Origin of the sequence: Microaerobacter geothermalis, from assembly GCF_021608135.1 — a bacterium.
In the GTDB taxonomy this organism is placed as follows: domain Bacteria; phylum Bacillota; class Bacilli; order DSM-22679; family DSM-22679; genus Microaerobacter; species Microaerobacter geothermalis.
On the sequence record NZ_JAKIHL010000002.1, the window covers coordinates 157,945 to 178,497 of the forward strand.

Sequence of the window (20,553 nt, forward strand, 5' to 3'; positions counted from 1 at the left end):
GGAAAAGCCATTCTGATTACTTGCTTACTTGATGTATGGCGTGGCCTAAGGCTCCTTCTGCCGCTTCCATGATGATTTCCCCTAAGGTGGGATGGGCATGGATCGTTAAGGAGATATCTTCCAGCGTCGTTCCCATTTCAATGGCTAATCCCATTTCTGCAATTAAATTGGAAGCTTCCAGACCAACAATTTGTGACCCCAATACCAGCCCCGTTTCTTTATCAGCGACAATTTTTACAAAACCATCCCCAACATTCATCGATAATGCCCGGCCATTGGCTGCATATGGAAACTTGCCCACCGATACATGATATCCTTGTTCCTTTGCTTCCGATTCGGATAATCCGACACTGGCCATTTCAGGATCTGAAAACACGACGGAAGGGATCACTTTATAATCGATGGCACTTGCCTTCCCCGCAATCGCCTCTGCGGCTACTTTTCCTTCATAGGATGCCTTATGGGCCAAAGCAGGACCAGGAACAATATCCCCGATGGCATAAATGTCACTGACACTGGTCCGGCATTGCCGATCAATTTCAATATAGCCCCGTTCATCCATTTGCATATTGATGGCATCAAGTCCCAAGTCGTTCGTATTAGGAACGCGACCGACCGTAACCAGGACATACTCTGCAGCTATTTTCTTCTCATCTTCCTTCACATTAAAGGTAACGGTTACCCCATTATCTGAGGGTTCAGCACTTTTTGCCATTACTTCCGTATATACTTCTACTCCGTCCTTTTTTAGTTGACGGGTAACCCAACGTGTCATCTCCTTATCAAAGCCAGGTAAAATGGAATCTGTCCCCTCTAAAATGGTCACCTTCGTTCCAAACTTGGCATAAACCTGGCTCAATTCAATCCCAATGTAGCCTCCACCAATTACGACCATAGATCTTGGAACTTCCGTCAATTCCAAGGCTTCGGTGGAAGAGAGAATTCGTCCGCCAAAAGGAATATTTTTTAACTCAACGGGCCGGGATCCTGTGGCAATAATGCAATGGTTAAAGCGATATCGGTTCACCTCATATCCGTCAAAGATACGCACCTCTTTTTCATTGACAAAAAGGGCTTCGCCTTTTAATACCTGAACCTTATTCCCCTTCAATAAACTACCAACTCCGCCGGTCAGTTTATTGACCACTCTTTGCTTCCACTCCTGAACTTTTTGAAAATTTACTTCTATTCTTTGTGCTTCAATGCCCATGGCTGCCGCATGGTTTATGGTTTTATACAGATGAGCAGCAGAGATTAAAGCTTTGGAGGGGATACACCCACGGTTAAGACAAACTCCTCCAAATTCACCTTCTTTATCTACCAATGTAACATTTTTACCTAATTGGGCAGCCCTTATGGCCGCCACATATCCCCCAGGGCCTGCACCAATCACCAATACATCGACTTCAGTTGTAAATTCTCCAACAACCATATTATACCTCCATCACCAGCAACTGCGGGTCTTCAAGCAGCTGCTTGATGTAATTCATAAATTGCTGTCCGGTTACTCCATCAATTAACCGATGGTCAAAACTTAAAGATAGAGCCATGACGGAAGCTGTGGTAATTTCTCCATTTTTAACAACAGGTTTTTCAGAGATACGGCCAACCCCTAAAATGGCTGCCTCTGGCCAGTTAATCACAGGTGTAAAGAACAACCCTCCTGCTGAGCCGATGTTGCTGATGGTCAGGGTGCTTCCCTTTAACTCATGAGGAGCCAACTTTCCTTCCCTTCCCCGTTTGGCTAGGTCGGCAATCTCACTAGCAATTGTCCATATATTTTTCCTGTCAGCGTTTGTTACCACAGGTACAATCAACCCATTTTCTGTATCGGTGGCAATTCCTATATGATAATACTTTTTATAAACAATTTCTTGTTTCTCATCATCTATGGATGCATTTATCGCAGGAAACTGCTTAGCACCAACCACCAATGCCTTGGCGATAAAAGGAAGGTAGGTGAGCTTTATCCCTTTTTTCTCCGCAATTGGTTTTGCCTTTTGCCGAAGGGCCACTAATTTGGATACATCTGCTTCATCCATCAAGGTAACATGGGGGGCCGTATACATGGATTTCGTCATTGCACTGGCAATTACTTTTCTTATCCCCTTTAATGGAACACGTTCTTCGAAACGTCCAACAGCTTCAACAAAAGGCAGGGCATCCGGCACTGCCTGCACTGTTCGATTCACTGCATCTTTCCCTTTCGCTGTGCTCACATTTACAGCTTGCTCCTCTGCTCCTTTATCCTCTGCTACATTATCTCCTTGGGCACCAGACAAAAAGGTCTCTATATCCTCCCTTGTGATCTGTCCATGTCTTCCCGTACCGTTAACCTTTGCCAAATCCACCCCTTTTTCACGGGCATACTTGCGGACACTGGGGGTAGCGAGGATCTTCCTGGTGTCAGCGGTTTCTGCTACCCGTTCTTTTGAAAGAGTTGTTTTTTCTTCAGCTTCATTTTGTACTACTGAAGCAGTGTCATTTTCCTTTGCAACAGCCTCTCCTTTAACCTCAAAGGTAATTAACACATCTCCCACTTCAGCAATGGTTCCTTCATCAACTAGTACTTCTTTTACCTTCCCTCCCACCGGTGAAGGAATCTCCACAGTGGCCTTGTCATTTTGCACTTCCAAAATCACTTGATCTTCCTCTATCTCATCTCCTGGTTTCACATGCCATTTTACGATTTCACCTTCATGGATACCTTCTCCGATATCCGGCAACTTAAATTGAAACAGTCCCACATCAACACCTCCTTAAAAGTCCAATACTTGATTTACTCCATCAATAACCCGTTTTGGATTGGGCAACCATTCATCTTCAATGGAAGCAAAGGGATATATGGTATCCGGTGCTGTAACCCGCAATACCGGCGCTTCCAAATGCAATATGGCCCGTTCATTGATTTGTGCGATCACTTCTGCAGCCACTCCTGCCATTCTTTGAGCTTCTTGAACGACAATGGCACGGTTTGTCTTTTTTATGGATTGGACGATGGTTTCAATATCAATGGGGCTCACTGTTCTAAGATCAATAACTTCCACTTTAACCCCTCTGTTTTTCTCCAGTTCTTCCGCAGCCTTTAAAGAAGTTTGGACCATGGCTCCGTAAGTGATGAGGGTAATATCCTCACCTTCCCGAACCACGTTCGCTTTTCCTATAGGAACCGTATATTCTCCCTCAGGTACTTCACCACGGAAAGAGCGGTACAATTTCATATGCTCAAGAAAGATAACTGGGTCATTATCCCGAATGGCAGAAATTAATAATCCCTTAGCATCATAGGGGTTTGACGGGATGACCACTTTCAGCCCGGGAGTTTGGGCCATTAGTCCTTCTAAACTATCCCCATGAAGCTCAGGTGTTTTTACCCCCCCACCATAGGGAGAGCGAAAAACAATCGGACAATGATATCTCCCCCCAGACCGGTATCTCATTCTCGCTGCCTGGCCGGCAATGGAATCGAACACTTCAAATACGAAACCGAAAAACTGGATTTCGACAACGGGACGAAACCCTTGAAGGGAAAGCCCTATGGCCAAGCCACCAATTCCTGATTCAGCCAATGGCGTATCAAACACTCGATTTTCACCGTATTCCTGCTGCAACCCTTCTGTAGCCCGGAAAACCCCCCCGTTTTTCCCGACATCTTCACCAAATACTAATACATTGGGATCACGTTTCAACTCGAGATGCATCGCCTCGGTGATCGCCTTAATCATGGTCATTTGTGCCATGGTCTTATTTCCCCTCCTTTACCGAATATAAGGCCTTCTGTTCTTGTAAATATGAAGGCAGTTCTTCAAACATACTGTCAATCAGTCCAGGAATAGTCATCTTTTCATATTCATCTGCTTTTTTGATGGCATCCGCTACCGCCTGTTTGGCCTCTTCAATGACACGGTTTTCATCTTCCTCTGTCCACAGCTTCTTCTTTTCCAAGTATTTGCGGAAACGAATGAGCGGATCCCTCTTCTCCCATTCATTGGTTTCCTCCAGGGTCCGGTAACGGGTCGGGTCGTCACCTGCCAGCGTATGGGGGCCAAAGCGATAAGTAAGGGTTTCTATCACCGTAGGACCTTCCCCTCTTCTCCCTCGTTCCGCCGCATCAGAGACTGCTTTATATACAGCCAACACATCCATTCCATCCACTTGAATCCCAGGAACACCTGCTGCAACCGCTTTTTGGGCCAATGTCTCTGCTGCAGTTTGCAGTTCTAAGGGAACAGAAATGGCATATCGATTGTTTTGAATGATAAAAATGGCTGGAACTTTATATACCCCGGCAAAATTAATCCCCTCATAAAAATCCCCTTGGGACGTTCCACCGTCACCAATATAGGTAAGTGCTACATTTTTTTTGCCCCTTAATTTAAACCCCATGGCGATACCCGTAGTTTGAACGATTTGGGCACCGATAATAATTTGGGGCATCAACACGTTTACCCCTTCGGGAATTTGTCCTCCATGCTGGTGACCGCGGGAATATAGAAATGCTTGATATAAAGGAAGTCCGTGCCATACGATCTGGGGTATGTCCCGATAGCTTGGCAGGATAAAATCTTCCTTCTGAATGGCAGACTGACTTCCGATCATCGTTGCTTCCTGCCCGGCCACAGGGGCATAAAAGCCTAAACGTCCCTGACGATTCAAACTGATCGCTCGCTGGTCCCAAATTCTTGTAAAAACCATTTTCCTCATGAACTCACGAAGCGTTTCATCAGACAACAGGGGCATTTCTTCCTGATTAACTACATTACCGTCAGCATCTAATATGGAAAGCGTTTGAAATTGACCTTTTCTTCCCTTCTCGAGGGTTATACTCATAGGATCACCTCATCGTTTTTATATTGGGATAGAAACTTCTACCATAATATTAAAACACTATTTTGATAGTGTAAAGCATAAATATAACAGCGATGTGTTTCTGTTATATTTAGTAATTTACAATATTCATTATAAAACCAGGGTTTTTGTTATTTAATTAATTCTGTTATATAATAATATCTAGTATAATATATTACAGATTTTAGAATGACACCATTTTGATTCAACACTCATATACATTCAGTATTTAACACAACATGAAGTTCTATTTATGTTATATTGGGGAAAAATAAGCGAAGGATTAATAAATCTGGATGCACTATAGAAAGAGTGAGAATCATGACAGATCAATGGAAATATGTAAAAAGCACATTTAAACAGGAAGGGATAGCAAGCAGATTTTTAGGGGAAGAAAGAAAATTGAGAGTTTACCTTCCACCGGGTTATCAGGAGCTATTGTCTTATCCCGTACTTTATTGCCAGGATGGCGATGATTTTTTTCGGCTGGGAAGAATTGCTACTATAACCAATTATCTGATTTTAGAACTGGGAATGGAGCCGATTATAATTGTTGGAGTAGGTGTGAAAAAATCAATTCGTACCCAGGAATATTCTCCCCAGGGGAGGCGATTTATTCCCTATACCCAATTTTTTACCCAAGAACTGATCCCCTATATTGAGGAGAAATACCCAATACGTACCGCAGCAGAATACAGAATATTAGCAGGAGATTCCTTAGGGGCGACCGTTTCCCTACACCTTGCTTTGGATTATCCTGATTTGTTTCGAAATCTCATTTCTCTGTCCGGAGCATTCTTCCCCTCAACGCAAAAAAGGATTAAACAGGAAGATCATTTAAGCGATCTTCGCATTTATATGCTGGTCGGATTGGATGAAACACAAGTGGAAACCCCCGCAGGAACCTTTAACTTTTTAGAGATAAATCGTGAAACAAAAGAATTATTAATCCAAAGGCAAGCATCTGTTCAATATATTGAGAAACCAGGGAGACATATCTGGGGATTTTGGCAGAAGGAAATTCCAAATGCTTTAATGTACTATTTTTCAAATCACATCCACCATTTGACTGAATAAATGAAATGCAATAAGAGAAAGATATAAACTGTTGTTGATTATAATCCACAAGGAGGTATTAATTTTATGCCAGTACAAAACCAACAAGTAAGGCAACAATTGCAGCAGCAGCTTCAACAGATTCAACAGTTGGCACAGCAGCTTCAACAATCAGAGCAGCAAAATCAACAGCAGGCGCAACAAATGCAAAATGCGAATCCCACTCAACAACAGGCCGCTATGTCCCAATTTGCTATCAAGGAAGGAACGGCTGTACAGCAATTGCAGCAGCTTCAGCAATTGGCCAATCAGGCCCTGCAGCAAGTAAATCATATTCAGTAACCTAACTTTTTATAGAACAAAACCAATTTAAAAAACCAGGGGTTATCCCTGGTTTAATCTTTATACACTTGGTCAATCATACCTCCGCCCAAGCATCTTTCCCCTTGGTAAAATACCACGGCCTGACCGGGGGTAACGGCTTTCTGCGGTTGTGCAAACATAACTTCACAGGTATCATCAGACTTGACGTGGACAAAAACCTCTTGATCCGGCTGACGATACCGAAACTTTGCCGTACACGTAAAGGAAGATTCAGGTTTTTTACCATCGATCCAATTTACATCTGTAGCAAAAAGCCCCTTTGAATATAATCTTGGATGATCGGCCCCTTGGGCCACGTACAAAATATTGCTCTTTAAGTCCTTGTCCACCACAAACCAGGGTTCACCTGTTCCTTTCCCTCCGATACCCATCCCACGCCGTTGACCTAATGTGTAATACATTAACCCTTCATGCTTCCCGACTACTTCACCAGATAATGTCCTGATTTCACCGGGTTGAGCCGGCAAATAATTGCTTAAGAACTCATTAAAATTTCGTTCACCGATGAAGCAAATCCCGGTGCTGTCCTTCTTTCTGGCTGTGGCAAGACCTGCCTCTGCAGCAATTTCCCGAACCCTTTGTTTCGGTAAATGTCCAATGGGAAACATGACTTTTGATAGCTGATATTGGTTTAATTGGTTCAAAAAATAGGTTTGATCTTTATTAGAATCTACACCTCTAAGGAGCTGATACTCACCATCCACTTCTCTTACCCGGGCATAATGCCCCGTAGCAATATAGTCCGCCTCAAGATCAAGGGCTTTCTCCAAGAACTCCCCAAATTTAATTTCCCGGTTACACATCACGTCCGGATTAGGGGTCCTCCCCCTCTTGTATTCATCCAGAAAATACTGAAACACCTTGTCCATATATTCCCTTTCAAAATTAACGGTATAATAAGGGATGCCGATCTGTCCGCAGACCTTCCGCACATCCTCAAAATCTTCTTCAGCGGTACAGTGTCCAAATTCATCGGTATCGTCCCAGTTTTTCATAAAGACACCGATCACCTGATAACCTTGTTGCTTAAGCAATAAAGCGGAAACCGAAGAATCCACACCACCTGACATCCCAACAACCACACGAATTTCTTCAGGTTTCTTTCTCATTATCCCTTCCGCCCTTCTGTTTGAATAAATTGTACGTGGATTTAGTATATACAATAAAAAAGAAAATGTAAAAACTTCGTTGATTATAACCCATGATTTTGATGAAAACTATGATGAAACCAAACTGATTTCTTTTCGTAAAACATGGTATCAATAAATTTTTAATGACTTTTAGGAGGTACATGTGCTTATTTAGGAACTAGCGATCATTCTTTTTGCATCAAAAATCGCAGGAGATATCAGCGTTAGGTTGGGGCAACCCTCTGTTTTGGGAAAACTGCTGATCGGAATTGTTTTGGGTCCTGCTGTTCTGGGTCTGGTAAAGGATACGGAAATTTTAAAGGAAATCAGTCAAATTGGGGTTATCCTTCTCATGTTTATTGCCGGGTTGGAAACAGATATTGAGGAGTTTAAAAAAACTGGTAAAGCTTCAGCTTTAGTGGGTGTAGCGGGTATCATTTTCCCCTTGACAATCGGTTTTGGCGCAGGTTATCTGCTTAAGTTGTCTACCCTGGAATCCCTTTTTTTAGGCTTGCTTCTTTCTGCAACCAGCGTCAGCATTTCCGTCCAAGCCCTTAAAGAGATGGGTAAATTGAAGTCACGGGAAGGAGCTACCATCCTGGGAGCAGCGGTGATTGATGATATCCTGGTGATTATCGCTCTGGCCTTTTTAATGAGTGTTGCGGGAGGGGACGTAAATATCGGAGTCGTTCTCATGAAGAAGATCCTTTTCTTTGCAGTGGCCATCCTGTTATCCTGGAAAGCTGTTCCCTGGTTTTTGAAAAGATTTGCCAATCTTCAGGTAACGGAATCCGTTATTTCTGCCGGATTAATGATCGCCTTTCTGTTTGCTTTTCTGGCTGAATATACCGGTGTAGCAGCGATCATAGGTGCCTATATCGCTGGAGTTGGAATTAGCCTTACCCATTACAAGCATGAAGTCTTTGAAAAAGTCGAAACAATCAGTTACTCAATTTTTGTACCAGTCTTCTTCACATCCATTGGTGTAACGGTGGAACTTATCGGAATTGGCGACAACCTTGGAATAATTATCATTTTTAGTTTACTTGCGATTATGACCAAATTGTTCGGTTCAGCCATTGGTGCCAAAATAGGCGGATTCTCTTGGCGAAGTTCCATGGGAATTGGAGCAGGCATGGTGTCCCGGGGGGAAGTGGCATTAATCATTGCAACAATAGGACTTGAGTCTGCTCTGCTCAGCAATGAATTATTTGCGGTGATGGTCGTGGTGGTTTTGGTTACTACGATTGCTACCCCTCCGATGATGAAGTGGATTTTTAAAGCATAGAACAAAAGGAGCCCGTTGCGGCTCCCCTTTGTTTTAACCTATTTTTTAACTGCATCGTTAGATAATACCTGATAAATCCTTTCTATGGCCCAATCCAGATCTTCCCTGGATATGACAAGAGGTGGCGCAAACCGGATCACCGTTTCATGGGTTTCCTTCGCCAGCAAGCCTTTTTCTTTTAATTTCTCACAATACGGACGAGCGGGCCCATGAAGCTCAACACCAATAAACAATCCTTTTCCCCGTACTTCTTTAATGACCGGATTATTGATCTTTCTTAATTTTTCTTGGAAATAATCTCCAAGTTCAAGGGAACGTTCCACCAATTTTTCCTCTTCGATGACCTCCAACGCAGCAACCGATACGGCACACGCCAGGGGATTCCCTCCAAAGGTGGACCCGTGGGAACCGGGATTAAACACTCCCAAAATATCCCGATTTGCTGCAACACAAGAGATAGGGAATACACCGCCGCCAAGGGCCTTCCCTAATATATACATATCTGGTATGACATTTTCCCAGTCACAGGCAAACATTTTCCCGGAACGTCCAAGCCCGGCTTGAATTTCATCAGCAATAAACAGCACTTGATTTTCTTTACATACCGCAAATGCTTCCTTTAAGAAGCCTGCCTTAGGAATTTTAATTCCCGCTTCTCCTTGAATCGGCTCAATCAGAAAAGCTGCAGTATTGGGTGTAATCGCTTTTTTCAGTGCTTCTATGTCCCCATATGGGACAAGCTTGATTCCAGGAAGCATCGGGCCAAATCCCCGTTTATACTCCGGATCAGATGAAAGGGAGACAGCCAGCATGGTCCGACCATGAAAATTTCCTTCACAAGCAATGATTTCTGCCTGATTTTCAGCTACACCTTTTACATCATAAGCCCAGCGGCGAGCGGCTTTTACCGCAGTCTCAACCGCTTCTGCCCCAGTATTCATGGGCAAAACCATATTCTTTCCAGTGATTTTGCATACCTTTTCGTAAAAATTCCCCAGCTGGTCATTATGAAAGGCTCGAGAGGTTAAAGTTACACGATCTGCCTGCTCTTTGAGAGCCTTTATAATTTTGGGATGCCGATGTCCCTGATTGACGGCTGAATAAGCGCTTAGCATATCCATGTAACGGTTTCCTTCGGGATCTTCCACCCATACCCCTTCTGCCTTCGATATGACAATGGGTAAAGGATAATAATTATTTGCACCGTATTTTTCGGTTTGTTCAATAATGGTTTCGGAAGTTTTTATTTTAGAAGTTGTCATATTCCATTCTCCTTTAGTCTTATTACATTAATTCTTATAATAATCCTTTATTCGATCATAATATTACCACTATCCCTCCATTGATTACATTCTATTATTTTCTATTTTCATAAATTTGTTTTTGCAAAAATTATGCCAATATGTATTCGCAATCAAAATTAAGAATTCCAAGGAAAAATATCTAAGAATTCTATAAAAACATTGGTTTTCGCTTATTTTTTTGCCCATGTGTGCAAATATATTTGGCATATGCTATTTACATCTGCAAAATAAATTGACAATTATGCCTAATTTTCATACACTTAACAGCAAATAATATTGCTATTCTGAAAAAATAAGGAGACATTGGCCATGAACAGAGAACATGAAATGAATCAACTTATAAAAATGAACCAAATCTATAAAAATCTCCTTGACGAAATAGACGTTGGAGTCCATGTCATTGATGAGAGTGGAAAAACAATCATTTACAACAAGAAAATGATGCAAATGGAATCTATGGATATTGAAGATGTCTTAGACAAAAATTTATTGGAAGTATTCATGTTCGCAGAGGAGCAAGACAGCACCCTTGTCCAAGCTTTAAAGCATGGAAAAATTACAAAAAATGTAAAGCAGACCTATTTCAATTATAAAGGACAGGAAATTACTACCGTGAACGACACATTTCCCATCATAGAAGAAGGAAAAATCGTTGGTGCTATCGAAATTGCAAGAGATGTCACCAAGTTGGAGCGTTTAATCAGGGAAAATATGCTAAAAAAGGGAAATGCCAAGTATACCTTCGACAGCATCATCGGAAAAAGCAAGCAGATTCAAGAAGTAATCGAACATTCAAAAAGAGCGACACGAACCTCTTCATCTGTTTTGATCGTCGGTGAAACTGGGACGGGAAAAGAATTGTTTGCCCAAAGCATCCATAACGGGAGCAACCGCTCATCAGCACCTTTTATCTCACAAAACTGCGCTGCCTTGCCGGATAATCTGATTGAGAGTTTACTATTTGGAACCAAGAAAGGAGCATTCACAGGCTCCATGGAACGGCCTGGATTATTTGAACAGGCAGAGGGGGGGACATTGCTATTAGACGAAATAAACTCCTTAAACCCGAATCTGCAGGCTAAACTATTAAGAGCTCTTCAAGAGAAAACGATCAGGCGGGTGGGAGATACAACAGACCGACAAATTGATGTGCGGATCATCGCAACGATCAATGAAGATCCCATTGATGCCATCAGCAAAAACCGATTGAGAAAGGACTTGTTTTATCGGCTTAGCGTGGTCTCCATCTTTATTCCTCCTCTTCGGGAAAGAAAGGAAGATATTCCTCCTTTAGTCGAGAGCTTTATCCATAAATATAATGATCGGTTTCAAATGAATGTCAAGGGAATCGATAAAGATGTTCATCAATTGTTTCTCGATTATGACTGGCCCGGAAATGTGAGAGAGTTAGAACACATAATTGAAGGAGCGATGAATATCATGTTGGATGAAGAAACCATCACCTTTGATCATCTTCCTGTTCAGTTCCGCCATAGGTCCCTATTTCATAAGCCTCAATTAAAGGAAGAGATATCCCCTATAGCTAAACTCGAATCATTATGGAACAAAGAAAAGCAGCCTCCTAAAAAACTGAAAGATCAGATGGAAGAAGTAGAGGAGTATTATATTCAAAAAATCCTTAAGAACAACAATTATAATATCTCCCGTACTGCTAAAGCCCTTGGGATCAGCCGGCAAAGCTTGCAGTATCGGTTAAGAAAGTTTAACAGGAAAATTTAACAGGAAAGAAGCAGGTGAATCAACGCCCTTCTGCTTTATCATAAATCATCCTATTTCGATACCGATTGTCTTCGATGCATCTCATTAAACAGTTTCATCAACGCCCGTTTTTCAATCCTTGATACATAGGAGCGAGAGATTCCCAGCTCTTTCGCAATCTCCCGCTGGGTCTTTTCTTCCTCCTGATCCAAACCAAAACGACCGATGATCACTTCCCTCTCCCGGCCATCCAACACATCAATGTGCTTATAAATTTTGCTTTTCTCAATCTTTAATTGAACCTTATTCAACACTTCATTGGCATCGGTGCCCAGGACATCAATAAGGCTAATTTCGTTTCCTTCCTTGTCTGTACCAATGGGATCATGAAGGGAAACATCTTTCCTTGTTTTCTTCAAGGATCTTAAATGCATGAGAATTTCATTTTCAATACATCTTGCTGCATATGTTGCTAACTTGGTCCCTTTATTCGGACGGTAACTTTCGATCGCTTTTATCAGTCCAATAGTACCTATGGAAATTAGATCTTCGCTGTCTTCTCGAGTATTTTCAAATTTCTTGACAATATGGGCAACTAAGCGAAGGTTATGTTCGATCAAGATATTCCTCGCCTGCTGGTTCCCCTCATACAATAAATTAAGATACTTTTCCTCTTCATCCTCCGGAAGAGGCTGAGGAAATGCATTATTTTTGACATAAGATACAAACAAATACAATTCTTTAATCAGAAGAGCTAATGCAGTTAAAAGTCCTGACATGAATAAAGCACCTCCCTCTTCAAAAAGAAAACTATTATAAGTATATGAGGGCAGATGCTTTATTGTGCCTGTACGGGTATGATTTTGTTTTCTATTTAATCCCTCTTAGTCATGATGATCAACGAAATTAATCACACCAACATTGTTCATACAACTACTTTAAGCCATTTTGTTCTAAAAAATGATTTATTTTATCTATCAATGGCTGATCGATTTCACCGGATGGCAGTCGTGCTCCTGTACGGTAATTTAAGACAAGCTGATGAACAGCCTCTTTCACCCCAATAAAAAAAGGATCGCTATATTGGTAAATTGGCATCAATCGAATCAGCTTTTGATGCCATTGAATAGCCTCTGCAAAAGCCCCACGTTTAAAACTTTCATATAATTGAACGGATATGTGCGGAGCAAAGTTGGCCGTTCCGTTAATTGCACCTACTGCACCGATTTGTAATGCTGGAAGGAGATGCTCATCAAAAGCGGCAAAAACCGCAAAATCAGGTCGTACCTGGTGAATAGATAAAATAAGTTCTCTTATATGCCCTATATTGTCTATTGTATCCTTAATACCAACTATATTATCTCGACTGATAGCCAATCTAGTAACCAGCTCACTGGATAAGGATTTCCCTGTTAATAAAGGAATATTATACAATAAGATTGAGATGGAAGTATGATCAGCAATTGTCGTATAATAACGATACAAATTGTCATCTGTAAATTGCCAATAATACGGATTGACAATCAAAACTCCGCTTGCTCCTATTGATTCTGCATGTTGTGATAAATCAATCGTATCTTTTATTGAAGTACTCCCCGTGCCGATTATAACCGGAATTCTTCCATTAACATAGGCGGTCATTTCTTTGGCAAACAACTTACGTTCCTCTATAGTCAACGATGGGAATTCACCTGAACTTCCATTAAATAAAATCCCATGTATTCCCTGACCGATTAACCAATCTACCAATGTCTGATTCGCTTTCCAATCAATTTCACCCTGTTGGTCAAACAGTGTGATCATCGGCGGAATAATGCCATGGAACAATATAGATTCTCTCTTCATAAAACATCCTCCTCCATTCGCTCATTATAAGTCGTTGAGATATCCATTACCTTCTGCTTCATATTTCGAATTTATTCTTTTCTTGGCAAATAAGTCACTTAGCAAGAGTCAAATATATTTTATAATTTTAGCCATTTTCTTTCCATTGGTTTTTAAAAGGCTAATCAATCCGCACCGCTTTTTCCGATTCTTTAGGCAGAATGATTTGCCTAGCCTGATTTATATCTGAAAACCGCATGAAATAAACAATCTCATCATATCGACGAAAGATTTCCTGCTCAAAATTCATGGTCAGCTTCATCTGATCTAATTCCAACGGTTGTTTTTTCAGGCGGATCTCCATATCCGCACTTTTTATTTTTTCAAATCGCATTCCATGAGCCTCATCCCGAAAGGGGTTCAGCTGTAGGACATATGTAATAAACGAGCCATTATTGTCCTTTGAGATGATTTTATCTATGTCTTTCAACCTACGCTGCCAAAATGAAAAGGGATCTCTGACTGATTCCAATTCTCCGGATACCGGATGAGTATAATCCACCTTGTTCCAAGCATCTGTATTCATATTATGAAGATAAATCAAATCTGGCTGAAAGAACACTTCAAATACAAAATCCTCCGTGTCAGTCAGCTTTGTTTTCACATTAACCCACATGACATAAGGATCCTCATGATACACTGCTTTAATCCTGGATTGCTCCTTTTTGTCTGCTTCCAAAGTCTGTTCCAACGAGTAGGACCTCCATGCCATGGAATAGTTTAAAGCATTTTGAATCTTGAGGATTTCTTCCTCATCCTGACTATACATCACTTGAAAGGAAAGAAAAAAAAAGGCCGTCCATATTACAAGAATCAACCCAAACTTAAGTGATGTACCCATTGAGATCATACCCTTCCTTCTCCTCCCAGTAACCTAAATCCCTTTGATCAGTAAATTCAATACGGTTCACCCACTTGATAGATTTGTATCCATACATGCCCGGATGAAAGAGACGCAGGGGTGCTCCCTGACTGGCAATCAAGTCCTTTCCGTCCAACTTGTAAGCAAGTATGACGTTTCGGTTCATCAGTTGAGATAGTTCATAGGTTTCCCAGTATAACCGATCTGCCGAATACATCGTGACGTATTTTCCCTCAGATTTTGGATTAACCATCTTTACGATTTCAAGAAAGGGGATCCCTTCCCACTTCACTCCTGTGACACTCCAACCTGTAACACAATAGAAATCATAAGTATATTGATGCTTAGGCAGTCTCATTAATTCATCAAATGAAAATTCCATGGGTTTTTCCACCAACCCACCCACGTCAAGTTTCCAAGAATTAGGATCAAAGACAGGATTTTCACTACGTACAGAATAAATACGAAAATAACCTCGCTTCTTCACAGTCTCAATGCTAGCTAAAAATGTTTTAGAAACCGGCTGAACCCAGCGAAACAAGCCCCCCAGGATAAGAGATAATAACCCACCGGTAAAAAAAATAATCACATCCCTTCGAGTAAGCAAAATAGCGCGGTCCCAGTTACGAACGGTATGTCCCCTTGATGGAGACGTTTGTATTCCGCTTCTAAATAAGCCCTTCTTTCTGGCATACCAAAGCCCAACGTGTGCTATCACCCATGGAATGATAAAAAGCGAAAGACCGTCATGTATGGTGATGGATAGTTGTCTAATCCCAAGGTAAGTGGAATCATTCACCCAAAGATAGACCCCGCTGGCAGTCCATCCTAAAGCTAAGGTGATATGAAGGCAAATATGAAAGGTTTTTTTCCATGCATGCATTCTCATGTATTGAATCACATATGGAGTTGCGGTAAACACAAAGAGAAAATAGAAAATTCCAAGCATGGAATGATATTGTCTAATTTCCCAACGAAAATCAAAAAACAGGGTGCGGAGTAGGGGGAGATAAAGAATGGCACCTGTAATCAGGAGCGTAAACAGAAGCATACCATGTATCCAGTGAATCATACGATAAACCTTACGGTTATTCACTCTCATTCCCCCCTTATCCTCCTAAAATGCACATATCAAAACGAGATAATAGAATGATTATTTATAATAATTTTTATTTTTTATATTAATAATGATTTATGAAATTATAGCATAAAAAAACGTTTTTAATAAAGAAAACTTAGTTTAGAAGGAATTTTTTCTAATCTACCACTTATCGAAGCAGAAGTGTAATATTTGTTCACACACCCTTATTGACATCACTGTAAAAATTTATGTAATAATGTGTTTATGTTAGTTTTATTTACATATATATTCCGTGATATCCGATAATAGAAGTTTGCCTGGTGGAGGAAGAGTAATTTGGAAAGAAAAATTAAATTTTTGATTCAATTGCCAGTTTATATTCTTATCGTGATCACCTTAGTAAATGGAATTTTCTTCATTATCATCCGGGAACATGTACCCCTTCCTCTTTTCCTTGGATGGTTGGCTGTGATGGACATGGCAAAAATAAGCGAAGAAAACTTTGATGGAGTAAAAAGCGTGATGGAGATATTAGAGTCCCAAGATGAACATATTCGTCAGTTGTCAGATTTAACCCAACACTTATCCAAAACATCAAATGAACTGTACAGTTATTCTCATGCCTTCCTTTTCTCAGCTATTTTTTGAAACCTTTCCTTTTCATCATCGTATAAGTGGGATAGAAATAGATCTATAGATTATAAATGGAGGGAATATTTACTCATGTTTAAGCGAATTGGTTTATTTCTTGGAGTAAATTTGCTTATCATTGTAACGATCAGCATTATCGCGAATATCTTGGGAGTCCGATACTACATTACATCCCAGGGGATTGATTTTAATTCACTGCTGGTTTTAAGTGCTTTGATCGGTTTTACGGGAGCCTTTATCTCACTGGCTTTATCAAGGATCATGGCCAAGTGGATCATGAAGGTCCGTGTGATTAATCCAAATGATCCCAATCTTCAATACCATGAACGGCTACTAGTGGATCAAGTCCATCAACTTTCTCGCAAAGCAGGATTAACCGTTATGCCAGAGGTTGGGATCTATGACTCACCTGAGGTGAATGCCTTTGCAACCGGTCCAACCAAAAACCGTTCATTGGTTGCCGTTTCCAGAGGATTGTTGGAACGGATGGACGAAGAAGCAGTCATCGGAGTCCTTGCCCATGAGGTTGCCCATATTTCAAATGGAGATATGGTGACAATGACTTTAGTCCAAGGGATTATCAATACCTTTGTAGTATTTTTATCCCGTACTTTAGCTTATGTTGTGTCTCGATTTGTTAAGGAGGATTTAGCTCCTATCGTCAATTTTATTGCTATTATTGTTTTTGATATTTTATTCTCAATCCTTGGAAGCATTGCCGTTATGGCATATTCCCGCCACCGAGAGTTCCATGCCGATGCTGAGGGGGCTTATCTGGCCGGAAAGGATCGGATGATTCATGCCCTGCAATCACTGCAAAAAACTGTTCAACTCGTAGATACAAGCCAGAAATCCCTTTCCACACTAAAAATTAATGGAAAAAGAGGATTGGCAGGCTTATTTTCCAGCCACCCCGATTTGAACGAACGCATTCGCCGTTTGCAAAGCGGAAGATAATCCAGTTTCCAGATATTCGTTCGCGTGGGTTGATACAAGAAAATGGCTATTGGATATTTTCCAGTAGCCATTTTCTTGTGTTGGTTAGAATCACAATCCAATTTTTTTATTCATATCAATCGAATTTATTAAAAATTCTTTCTCGATCTGTTCTGCCGGAATCGGTTTGCCAAAAAAATAGCCCTGCATTCGATCACAATTTTTTCTGCTCAAGAAAGCCACTTGCTCCCTTGTTTCCACCCCTTCTGCAATGACGTTTAATTTCAGGCTATGGGCAAGGGTGATAATGGATGAAACAATGGCAGCGTCATCTGGATTCTCAGTAACATCCCGAATAAAAGACTGATCAATCTTTAATGTATTAATAGGAAAACGTTTTATATGGTTTAAAGATGAATACCCGATTCCAAAATCATCAATGGCGATTTGTACTCCCATTTTTCTTAATTCTTTCAGGACCTGAACCGTTAATTCGACATCCTTCATAGCAATGCTTTCCGTTATCTCTAATTCGAGCCATTCAGGACTTAATCCGGTTTCATTCAATATTTGCTTTACCGCTTCAACCAGATTTTTTTGTAGAAACTGTTTAGCGGATAGATTCACGGAAATCCGATTCGGCGGATATCCCGCATCTTGCCATGCTTTATTTTGTTGACAGGCTGTACGTAAAACCCACTCACCAATCGGGACTATCAAGTCGGTTTCCTCAGCAACAGCAATAAAATGTGCGGGAGAAATTATACCCTCCTCAGGATTGTGCCAACGAAGCAGAGCCTCCATCCCAAAGATACTCCCTGTCCGTATGTTAAACTGCGGTTGATAGTACAAAACAAATTCATTTTCTTTGATTGCTATACGAAGACGATTCTCCATCATTAAGTTTTCATAATGATCCTTATTCATCGACGGAGAATAAAAATATAAATCATTTTTACCTTGTTCTTTAGCATAATATAAAGCGGTATCCGCGTTTTTCAAAAGTGTGTAATAATCGGTTCCATCCTCCGGGTAAAGACTAATCCCGATACTTCCGGTTACGGTAAGTTGTTGACCGTCTATCACAACAGGCTTATTGATTTCCTCAAGAATTTTCCCGGCTTTTGCCGAGACTAATGTCTTCTCGCGGACCCCTCTTAAAATGATAGCAAACTCATCCCCACCCCATAGGGCTACTAAGTCATCGGGATCAAGGCATTGTAGCAGCCTCTTGGAAACTTCCTGTAAAAGTTCATCTCCAGAGGCATGGCCCATGGTATCGTTTATCCTTTTAAACCGATCTAGATCCAAAAACATCACAGCCAGTGTCTCATCATGTTCTATAGCCGAAAATATAGATTGTTCCAACTGCAAACGATTGGGCAATTTGGTTAACGAATCATGATACGCCTGGTAAGTTATCTTCTTCTGGGATTGCTCCAAAGCGTGCAGCATTTCATTAATTCCCTGCGCCAAATTCCCCAATTCATCTCGACCACAATCTTCAACCCGTAACGAAAGGTCTCCCTTTTTTCTGATTTTGCTTACGCTTTTGCTAAGGTAAGTCAATCTTGACAAAATAAATTTCTCAAGAAAAAAGAAAACTAAACTTCCAAACGCGATGACGGTAATCACGAAAAACATAAACAGATAGAATAAGCTTTCTTGAGCCTGTTTGTAAATATCCCGATTCATCTGTATTCGAAAAAGCAAGACTGGTTTGCCAAAAATATCATTCATAAAAGTATACCCAGAAATTTTCTCTTCATCTATAGCTTGTACGTATATATTTTTCTGCTGCTGGTTCATGCTTAAAAGCATTTGTTCATGTTCGGAAGTGAATGCACTTGCAGGAAACATTTCCACTTGCTTTTCCATTTCTGTCTGCTGTGACAGGTACCTTATTTCATCTTCATCCAGGTTTCTTGCCATTATTAAAGTTCCGCGAATCGGACCTTCATAACGACTTGTTAAAACCGGTTTGGATGCTACGAGAATCGGGCCTTCCGGAAGCAATACGATACCTTTTATCTCACTTATTCGTGTTTTGATGTTGAATCAACTTGCTGTATTTTTCAACCAACTTCTTGAACCCAGGTACCAATGGAATTTGCCTTTTCTGCTGTGAATCAAAGCTTTTACCATAGACTATGCTGCCGGAAACATCCACTAGAATAATATGGTTCAGATTGTTTTCCATGAAAGTGGAATCTACCATATTTGATTGTAAGTAAGCATCATTTCTGTTTTTCAAAAAGTAATAAGTATCATCCCACCCTGCATAATCACCTACGGTAGCACTAATATCGGCGATTTGACTCTCCAGTGCACTCAAAAATTGCTCAACTCGTTTTTCAACGTTCTTTTCTTCAATTACAGCAAAACTATTGATGATAATCAAACGCATGATAAAGAGCAATGCTATTAATAATATCAAAGTTAATAACGCAACCGAAATCAAAGTTTTTGTGCGTAGAGTCATAATACCACCTAAAAATAAATATATTTGTTTCTTTTCTATATTCTATCTTTAAATATAAACTTTTCAAATAATATTTTAAAATTGTTGAACGTCTGTGATATTGTCATATTGTAACGCATCAGTGAAAATGTCACTATGGGACAGGAGAGAATCGCATTGAAAAAAGAAGAGTTGAATCGTTACAAAGTCATCAGGCAACATATGGAAGGTTCCACCACAGGAGGTGAGGCAGCAGAACTGCTTGGAATCAGTATCCGCCAGGTGTATCGCCTAAAAAAACGAGTGATTAGGGAGGGAGAATCAGGTGTCATTCATAAAAACAAAGGGCGAAAACCTGCTCATGCGACTTCTGATGAATTGAAGCAAACCATTTTAGAGCTTTATACTAGTGATCGCTATCGTAACTGCAATGATCATCACTTCGCTGAATGATTAGCAAAACATGAAGGAATCGAGGTAAGCCCGTCTACCATACGTAGAATTCGCTGTGAAGCCCGTATCAAATCTAAACGCAAACGTCGGGCGCCAAAGGCTCATCGTCCAAGAGAACGTAAGCCCCAAGCCGGGATGTTAGTTCAAATGGATGCAAGCCCCCATCGTTGGTTGGAGCAGGAATTGGCAGGAGAACCTGTATCATTATCGCAATTCGGCCAAGCTCTAAAGGAATTAGGTGTTACCCATATCAAGGCCACGACTCCGCAGGCCAAAGGACGGATTGAGCGACTTTTCCAAACCTTGCAAGATCGTTGGGTAGTCGAGCTACGCCTTCGTGGGATCAACACTGTGGAAGAGGCCAACAAAATCCTTCCGGAACTGATCGAAGATCATAATCAAAAATTCGCTGTAGAGCCTCGGGATCCTGAAGCTGCTTTCGTTCCCCTAGAGCCAGGACAATCGCTGGATCTGATTATGCTATCGCGATGAGCGA

General features: G+C 40.9%; 18 protein-coding genes and 1 pseudogene. 7 read left to right on the plus strand and 12 right to left on the minus strand.

The window, feature by feature from the left end:
- Positions 1-16: 16 nt before the first annotated feature.
- The 4 genes from lpdA to pdhA are packed head-to-tail and all read right to left on the minus strand — an operon-like array spanning position 17 to position 4,830.
- Positions 17-1,432, minus strand: a complete 1,416-nt coding sequence (gene lpdA, locus L1765_RS02800; RefSeq protein WP_236404469.1) for a dihydrolipoyl dehydrogenase — start codon at positions 1,430-1,432, stop codon at positions 17-19.
- Position 1,433: 1 nt separating this feature from the next.
- Positions 1,434-2,747 carry a dihydrolipoamide acetyltransferase family protein gene (locus L1765_RS02805; protein ID WP_236404471.1) on the minus strand — a complete coding sequence of 438 codons (1,314 nt, stop codon included), beginning with the start codon at positions 2,745-2,747 and terminating at the stop codon, positions 1,434-1,436.
- A 12-nt stretch (positions 2,748-2,759) separates the two neighbouring features.
- Positions 2,760-3,740, minus strand: coding sequence for an alpha-ketoacid dehydrogenase subunit beta (locus L1765_RS02810; RefSeq protein ID WP_236404472.1), 981 nt, complete (start codon positions 3,738-3,740; stop codon positions 2,760-2,762).
- 4 nt (positions 3,741-3,744) lie between these two features.
- Positions 3,745-4,830 carry a pyruvate dehydrogenase (acetyl-transferring) E1 component subunit alpha gene (pdhA, locus tag L1765_RS02815; protein ID WP_236404473.1) on the minus strand — a complete coding sequence of 362 codons (1,086 nt, stop codon included), beginning with the start codon at positions 4,828-4,830 and terminating at the stop codon, positions 3,745-3,747.
- Between the two features lie 339 nt (positions 4,831-5,169).
- Between pdhA and L1765_RS02820 the strand changes: the two genes are divergently transcribed.
- Both L1765_RS02820 and L1765_RS02825 read left to right on the plus strand, forming a co-directional pair.
- On the plus strand, positions 5,170-5,925 hold the full coding sequence (locus L1765_RS02820; RefSeq protein ID WP_236404474.1) for an alpha/beta hydrolase: 756 nt from the start codon (positions 5,170-5,172) through the stop codon (positions 5,923-5,925).
- A 66-nt stretch (positions 5,926-5,991) separates the two neighbouring features.
- Entirely contained in the window at positions 5,992-6,246 is a 255-nt protein-coding gene (locus L1765_RS02825) for a hypothetical protein (RefSeq protein WP_236404475.1), read from the plus strand.
- A gap of 53 nt (positions 6,247-6,299) precedes the next feature.
- Here the strand turns inward: L1765_RS02825 and mnmA are convergent, their stop codons facing one another.
- Positions 6,300-7,397: a tRNA 2-thiouridine(34) synthase MnmA gene (gene mnmA / locus L1765_RS02830; RefSeq protein WP_236404476.1), complete on the minus strand. Its 1,098-nt coding sequence runs from the start codon at positions 7,395-7,397 to the stop codon at positions 6,300-6,302.
- A gap of 205 nt (positions 7,398-7,602) precedes the next feature.
- On the opposite strand from mnmA, the gene L1765_RS02835 reads away from it, so the two are divergent.
- The gene (locus L1765_RS02835) at positions 7,603-8,706 is read left to right on the plus strand and encodes a cation:proton antiporter (protein ID WP_236404526.1); all 1,104 of its coding nucleotides are present in this window, start codon (positions 7,603-7,605) and stop codon (positions 8,704-8,706) included.
- A gap of 38 nt (positions 8,707-8,744) precedes the next feature.
- On the opposite strand, the gene L1765_RS02840 is transcribed toward L1765_RS02835, so the two are convergent.
- Positions 8,745-9,968 carry an ornithine--oxo-acid transaminase gene (locus L1765_RS02840; RefSeq protein WP_236404477.1) on the minus strand — a complete coding sequence of 408 codons (1,224 nt, stop codon included), beginning with the start codon at positions 9,966-9,968 and terminating at the stop codon, positions 8,745-8,747.
- A gap of 351 nt (positions 9,969-10,319) precedes the next feature.
- Here L1765_RS02840 and L1765_RS02845 point away from each other — a divergent pair, with 351 nt between their 5' ends.
- Complete coding sequence (locus L1765_RS02845) at positions 10,320-11,750, plus strand: sigma-54 interaction domain-containing protein (protein ID WP_329609977.1); 1,431 nt, start codon at positions 10,320-10,322, stop codon at positions 11,748-11,750.
- A 50-nt stretch (positions 11,751-11,800) separates the two neighbouring features.
- On the opposite strand, the gene sigK is transcribed toward L1765_RS02845, so the two are convergent.
- The 4 genes from sigK to L1765_RS02865 form a co-directional block, all read right to left on the minus strand.
- The gene (sigK, locus tag L1765_RS02850) at positions 11,801-12,508 is read right to left on the minus strand and encodes an RNA polymerase sporulation sigma factor SigK (protein ID WP_236404478.1); all 708 of its coding nucleotides are present in this window, start codon (positions 12,506-12,508) and stop codon (positions 11,801-11,803) included.
- 154 nt (positions 12,509-12,662) lie between these two features.
- Positions 12,663-13,574 carry a dihydrodipicolinate synthase family protein gene (locus L1765_RS02855; protein WP_236404480.1) on the minus strand — a complete coding sequence of 304 codons (912 nt, stop codon included), beginning with the start codon at positions 13,572-13,574 and terminating at the stop codon, positions 12,663-12,665.
- Between the two features lie 160 nt (positions 13,575-13,734).
- Positions 13,735-14,454 carry a hypothetical protein gene (locus L1765_RS02860; protein ID WP_236404481.1) on the minus strand — a complete coding sequence of 240 codons (720 nt, stop codon included), beginning with the start codon at positions 14,452-14,454 and terminating at the stop codon, positions 13,735-13,737.
- A complete protein-coding gene (locus L1765_RS02865; RefSeq protein ID WP_236404482.1) occupies positions 14,438-15,571 on the minus strand; it encodes a molybdopterin-dependent oxidoreductase in 1,134 nt (377 codons plus the stop codon). Before L1765_RS02865 ends, L1765_RS02860 begins: the two co-directional genes overlap by 17 nt.
- 321 nt (positions 15,572-15,892) lie before the next feature.
- On the opposite strand from L1765_RS02865, the gene L1765_RS02870 reads away from it, so the two are divergent.
- A complete protein-coding gene (locus tag L1765_RS02870; protein WP_236404484.1) occupies positions 15,893-16,204 on the plus strand; it encodes a hypothetical protein in 312 nt (103 codons plus the stop codon).
- A 75-nt stretch (positions 16,205-16,279) separates the two neighbouring features.
- Positions 16,280-17,164 carry a protease HtpX gene (gene htpX / locus L1765_RS02875; RefSeq protein ID WP_236404486.1) on the plus strand — a complete coding sequence of 295 codons (885 nt, stop codon included), beginning with the start codon at positions 16,280-16,282 and terminating at the stop codon, positions 17,162-17,164.
- A gap of 90 nt (positions 17,165-17,254) precedes the next feature.
- Here the strand turns inward: htpX and L1765_RS02880 are convergent, their stop codons facing one another.
- The gene (locus tag L1765_RS02880; protein WP_329609980.1) at positions 17,255-19,195 is read right to left on the minus strand and encodes a putative bifunctional diguanylate cyclase/phosphodiesterase; all 1,941 of its coding nucleotides are present in this window, start codon (positions 19,193-19,195) and stop codon (positions 17,255-17,257) included.
- Positions 19,176-19,625, minus strand: a complete 450-nt coding sequence (locus L1765_RS02885) for a CHASE4 domain-containing protein (RefSeq protein ID WP_268928659.1) — start codon at positions 19,623-19,625, stop codon at positions 19,176-19,178. Before L1765_RS02885 ends, L1765_RS02880 begins: the two co-directional genes overlap by 20 nt.
- Positions 19,626-19,781: 156 nt before the next feature.
- Between L1765_RS02885 and L1765_RS16255 the strand changes: the two are divergent.
- A pseudogene (locus L1765_RS16255) lies at positions 19,782-20,553 on the plus strand (helix-turn-helix domain-containing protein); the annotation flags it as partial.